Source organism: Shewanella sp., from assembly GCF_051658185.1.
Classification (GTDB): Bacteria; Pseudomonadota; Gammaproteobacteria; order Enterobacterales; family Shewanellaceae; genus Shewanella.
The window spans coordinates 1-5326 of the sequence record NZ_JBOFMC010000416.1; the positions used below are offsets into that span (position 1 = coordinate 1).

At 46.7% G+C, this 5326-nt stretch carries 5 protein-coding genes; 2 read left to right on the forward strand and 3 right to left on the reverse strand.

The window, feature by feature from the left end; all coding sequences use genetic code 11:
- Nucleotides 1-105 precede the first annotated feature (105 nt).
- The 3 genes from ACRCZA_RS15365 to smrA all read right to left on the reverse strand — a co-directional run bounded on the left by ACRCZA_RS15365 (nucleotide 106) and on the right by smrA (nucleotide 3857).
- Entirely contained in the window at nucleotides 106-2385 is a 2280-nt protein-coding gene (locus ACRCZA_RS15365) for an acyl-CoA dehydrogenase (protein WP_438675267.1), read from the reverse strand.
- 12 nt (nucleotides 2386-2397) lie between these two features.
- Nucleotides 2398-3039: a TetR/AcrR family transcriptional regulator gene (locus ACRCZA_RS15370; RefSeq protein ID WP_438675268.1), complete on the reverse strand. Its 642-nt coding sequence runs from the start codon at nucleotides 3037-3039 to the stop codon at nucleotides 2398-2400.
- Nucleotides 3040-3266: 227 nt separating this feature from the next.
- Nucleotides 3267-3857: a DNA endonuclease SmrA gene (gene smrA, locus ACRCZA_RS15375; protein ID WP_438675269.1), complete on the reverse strand. Its 591-nt coding sequence runs from the start codon at nucleotides 3855-3857 to the stop codon at nucleotides 3267-3269.
- Nucleotides 3858-3989: 132 nt separating this feature from the next.
- Here smrA and ACRCZA_RS15380 point away from each other — a divergent pair, with 132 nt between their 5' ends.
- Together ACRCZA_RS15380 and ACRCZA_RS15385 are read left to right on the forward strand one after the other, a co-directional pair.
- Nucleotides 3990-4553, forward strand: coding sequence for a DUF4440 domain-containing protein (locus tag ACRCZA_RS15380; protein ID WP_438675270.1), 564 nt, complete (start codon nucleotides 3990-3992; stop codon nucleotides 4551-4553).
- A 54-nt stretch (nucleotides 4554-4607) separates the two neighbouring features.
- Complete coding sequence (locus ACRCZA_RS15385; RefSeq protein WP_438675271.1) at nucleotides 4608-5123, forward strand: YchJ family protein; 516 nt, start codon at nucleotides 4608-4610, stop codon at nucleotides 5121-5123.
- The last annotated feature ends 203 nt before the right edge of the window (nucleotides 5124-5326 follow it).

A 5326-nucleotide genomic window follows, 5' to 3' on the forward strand; every position in this document is an offset into this window, starting at 1 on the left:
TTCATCAGTTAACAGCCCATGAGTTAACCTCTCACCCATAAAAAAACCACCTACATCAGGTGGTTTTTTATTTTTAAGGCCATCAGTTACATGACGGCGCTGCGTTTATAGTGCTTCAAAATCATTGACATTGATTGCATCTAGCCGCAATTTATCCGCTTCCATCAGCTGTTGATGCTCATCATCACTGATAATATTCAGAGCCAATGCCTTATCAAATAACACGCTATTAGGCACTTTGGTCGGCAGCTCGGCGGCACGCTGGGCTTTTTTCAGCTTTTTATGGATATCTTTGCAGGCAAATTGGGCCATAAAGGCTTGTTCAACCTGTGCAATCCCACCAATATCACCTTCAAATTCAGGACATAAGAAGGTAATCCGCTCGCGAGCAGGCCCAGGTTTGAGCATGCTTTGCACCAGCTCTATCGCCAACTTATCACCAGGGGCTTTAAAATGATTACCCAATGGGAAAATCAATCCACGCAGTAACCATGCCACCGGCCGATTGGGGAAATTACGAATGGTATCCTGCAGCGCTTTAGCGGCTAAATGTAACCGATTGGCCATCACGTATTTGACGGCTGGCAAATCATCCTGTTGATGCCCATTATCTTCAAACAACTTAAGAGTGGCGGAGCCTAGATAGAGCTGACTTAACACATCCCCCATGCGCGCTGAGATCATCTCTTTACGCTTGAGATCCCCGCCCATGATCAGCATAGCGACATCGGTCATCAGCGCTAACGCCGAGGAGAGTCGCGTCATATCTTTATAATATTGTTTAGTCTCACCGCTAACGGGAGCGCTGCCAAAACGGCTGCCAGTCAGCGCGTTAAATAGCGCACTAAAGGCATTGCGCGTCGCATAACCGATATGACTTAACAGCAAAGAATCAAAGCGCTCTAGGGCTTGATGTTGATCCTCCATGACGGCGGCCTCCATCTCCGCTAACACATAAGGATGACAACGAGTCGCACCTTGACCAAAAATCATTAACGAGCGGGTTAAGATATTCGCCCCTTCTACCGTGATAGAAATCGGGTTAGACATATAAGCGTGGCCTAAATAGTTTTTTGGCCCCAATTGAATGCCCTTGCCTGATTGGATATCCATGGCATCGTTAATCACCGCGCGGCCCAATTCCGTCATATGGTATTTGGCTATCGCCGTCACCACTGAAGGTTTCACCTTAAGATCGATACCCGTGGTGGTTAAGCGCCGAGCCGCTTCTAACTGATAGGTATTGGCAATCACCCGCGCCAACGCTTCTTGGACGCCTTCAAATTGGCCAATGGCCATACCAAACTGATGGCGCACATAGCTATAAGCCGTAGTCGTTTTGGTCGCCATATGGCCTGAAGCGGTCGCCAACGCGGGTAATGAAATGCCGCGCCCTGCGGATAAGCATTCCACTAACATCCGCCAACCTTTGCCCGCAAAATCAGGGCCGCCGATGATCCAATCTAAGGGAATGAATACATCCTTACCTTGGGTGGTACCATTCATAAATGCCATCCCCAGTGGATTATGCCGACGGCCAATCACCACGCCGGGATGATCCGTTGGAATGAGTGCACAAGTGATCCCAAGATGTTTTTTATCCCCCAATAATCCATCAGGATCGCGCATTTGGAAGGCTAATCCCAGCACAGTGGCCACCGGTGCCAGTGTGATATATCGCTTATCCCAAGTGAGCTTAAGGCCGAGCACCTCTTCACCGGCAAATGTGCCATAGCAGACAATGCCCACATCTGGGATCGCGCCAGCATCACTGCCCGCTTCAGGGCCTGTGAGGGCAAAACAGGGGATCTCCTCACCTTTGGCTAAGGCAGGTAACCAGCGTTCTTTTTGCTCATGGGTACCATAGTGAGTCAATAGCTCACCAGGGCCGAGGGAGTTAGGCACCATCACAGTGACCGCGGCGCTAACACTGCGACTGGCTAATTTACTGACAATGGTTGAGTTAGCGTAGGCTGAAAACGCTTTACCACCGAATTTTTTAGGGATAATGAGGGCGAAAAAGCCTTCTTTTTTAAAATAATCCCACAGTTCTGGCGGTAAATCCTTGCGATTATGAACGATGTCAAAATCATCGATCATTTTAAGTGCGGTCATCACTTGATTATCGATAAAGGCTTTTTCTTCGGCACTTAACGTCGGTTTGCCATAACTGTGCAGAATGTTCCAATTGGGATTGCCGCGAAACAGCTCGCCTTCCCACCACACGTCCCCGGCTTCCATTGCCTCACGTTCAGTATCGGACAACGGCGGTAATACTTTTTTAAAAAATCGAAACACCGGGCGAGTGATCAATTGCATACGGACATCTTTTACCGCAAATATCACGATAACAGCTATCAGGGCAAAAATTATAATCGTTAACATAATCAAGACCTTTTATTGAGAAACTATGGGGACTGACACACCAGCCGCCATGTAGGGGATCACTTTGCGGATAACGGCTTCAATGTCGTTATGCTCACCAAATTCTGCCGCCGCAATATCGTTTAAGGCATCAGCGGAGGCCATCGCGAATACAATCGTCCCGAGGGTAAAATGCAAACGCCAAAACATTTCAGCGGGGGGAATGTGCGGCGCGCTGGCCGACACGGCCCGGACAAAGGTTTCGAGATGCGCGCCATAATGGGTGGTGATAAACCAACGTAAATGGCCTTGGCTTTCGATATAACCCCGCCCAAGCAGTTGCAGGAAAATCGTGGTGCCGTCGGTACGTAATTCATTCAGATCTAACAAAGGTTTGACCAAGGATGACAGGATCTGCTCGAGTGTCGCTGGCGCACTGGCCGCATTTAATCCGTTGATTTGCGCCGTAGCCGCAGGCATAAACGCATCTAAATAACGCGCTAACACCGCGCGGATCAACTCCTTTTTTGAACCGAAGTGATAATTAACAGAAGCAAGATTCACCTCCGCTTTGCTCGTGATGAGTCGTAAAGAAGTCTCAGAAAACCCTCTTTCAGCGAACAGTTTTTCTGCTGCATCAAGAATTCTCGTTTTTGTATCAGATCGACTTGCCATTCCGTGACCTTGGATTAATTTAAACACTCGTTTAAATTAAACATTGGCATCTAGGATGTCAAACTAAAAATGGTTAAATTTACCGCGCTAAACTTAGCCAGTTCTTGCGCTGGTTTTTATCGAGGTCACGCTGAGTCCCATCTCATCTCAAAATAAAACCGCAATACAAACGTAGGCTTAACAATCAACACCCCTCATCAGTATTGCATGAGCATCCCCAGCAACAGTTAACGCCAGCCCATGCCTTTGCGATTGGCGGCTTTATTTTCCAATTTTAACTGCTCCGATTTAGTGAGCATCACATATAACACCCCGGTGCCACCTTGCTCAGTTTTGGCAGAATGATACGCAAGCACGATTTCGAGCTGCGATAACCAATGGCAGACCGCCGATTTGACTAATCCGGCAAAGGGCTGACTGTGATATCCCTTACCGTGGATTAACATCACGCAGCGTTCGCCATGATCCTGAGCGGCAAGTAAAAAATTGAGCACAGCATCACGGGCTTGATTTAGCCGGTAGCCATGGATATCTAACGTCATATTGATGGCATATTCCCCTAGACGCAGGCGTTTAAATACGCCGCCTTGCACCCCTTCTCGCTTAAAACTCACTATGTCATCAGGGCGTATTACCGGGATCAGACTCAAATCAAGTGGCATGTACGCTAAAAATGCTTCCTTACGCAATGCTGCTCGCCGTTGTAATTGCTCTGCAGTCAAGGCCATTGGCTGACGATTAACCACAGTCTCGGCCCCTTTTAATGGTACGACATCAGCCATTTCTGCAAAAAATAATGCGGCACCCTCATCCAGCATTTCACCTTCCTCCACTTTGATTGCACCTTATCGATTTCTCGTGCATAAACACACTTTGTAAACATTCAATGCTTTAGTTAACTCAGTCGCTCTATTATAGTGGCCTCATCAACGCCCTATCAGAATAAAGTAATGAGATTTTTGCTGCTAGCCCTGCTGCTATTGTCGCTACCCATTTATGCTAAAAGCCCGCAAACGCCACCAAGCGATCAATTAATTAATGATAATTATCCCTTGTTTACTCAAGCGTTTACCCGGCTAGATCATCAGCTTACCGCCAATATTTACACGGCCAATGCCAGCTATCTTTCTGAAAGCCAAAGTAAAGAAATTTTTTATGGCCGCGAAAACATTGTCCTCATTTATCAGCGATTTTTTGATAAAATCCGCGCTAAAAAAGCCAGTATTGATATTGATTTTAGGGTGTTAAATCGTGCCATTGTGGGTGATAGTGCCATCGATACCGGCTATTATCTGGTGCGATTTTATCCCGCCGAAGAAACTGGGGAACCTGTGAGTGAATTTGCGGGCAAGTTTGCTATTGGCACACAAAAGGTGGCCCCCAACCGTTGGCAAGTCTCCTTAGATACCAATAATCGAGCTGAGCCGCGATTTTATTTCAATGCTAAACCTGTGCCTAATCTGTATTATGGCCGACAGTTCACGCCATTACCCGTGAATAAAAAGCTGCCCTAATTAATAATTTAGGGTTGTATGCACAATTTATTAATCTGAAATTTAACAGTATTTATGCAAAACACGCCACAAAATTGCCCTTGCGGCAGCGGGAAATCATACCCTGACTGTTGTCAGTTACTGCATCTGCATTGGGACGCCGAGCAGGCCAAAGCGTTAACGGCTGAGTACACATCAGCGCAGTTAATGCGTTCACGGTATTGCGCTTTTGTCTTGAAAAATTTTGATTACATTATCAAAACTCACCATCCCAATTTTATCGGTGACCTCACGCTGGCAGAGTTAACTAAAGGGCCTCACCCCGAATGGTTGGCACTCGATATTCTCGCTGCTAAGGATGGGCTGAGCAGCGAGCGTCCTCGACAAGGCAGTGTCACCTTTAAGGCTTGGTATAGGATGGATGGACAAATTCAAGCTATCTATGAATGTTCAGAATTTATATTTGACTCGGGGCGCTGGTATTACACCCAAGGCCAACAGTTTCAGGCAAAACTGCCGGGAAGAAATGATCCTTGCCTTTGCCATAGCGGCAAAAAGTTTAAGCAATGCTGCTTAAACACTAACAAATAAGCTCTTGTAACCATCACAAACTCGCCGTAGCAAAAACCATGTAGCCATAGCACATAGCACATAGCACATAGCACATAGCAAAAGTAATGTGGCCACAACGAGTTGCGATGTTAAATGGCCCTAAGGCGCGGCAAACACGCTAAGTTATCACGTGTGAAATCATCGCCTTAAGTAATAATTGCTTGGGTTATAGCCCATTTTGA

What these genes read in the sequence shown, in the direction of transcription:
- ACRCZA_RS15365 (WP_438675267.1), bottom strand. Translation starts at nt 2,385, where the DNA reads ATGTTAACGATTATAATTTTTGCCCTGATAGCTGTTATCGTGATATTT.
- ACRCZA_RS15370 (WP_438675268.1), bottom strand. Translation starts at nt 3,039, where the DNA reads ATGGCAAGTCGATCTGATACAAAAACGAGAATTCTTGATGCAGCAGAA.
- ACRCZA_RS15385 (WP_438675271.1), top strand. Translation starts at nt 4,608, where the DNA reads ATGCAAAACACGCCACAAAATTGCCCTTGCGGCAGCGGGAAATCATAC.
- smrA (WP_438675269.1), bottom strand. Translation starts at nt 3,857, where the DNA reads ATGCTGGATGAGGGTGCCGCATTATTTTTTGCAGAAATGGCTGATGTC.
- ACRCZA_RS15380 (WP_438675270.1), top strand. Translation starts at nt 3,990, where the DNA reads ATGAGATTTTTGCTGCTAGCCCTGCTGCTATTGTCGCTACCCATTTAT.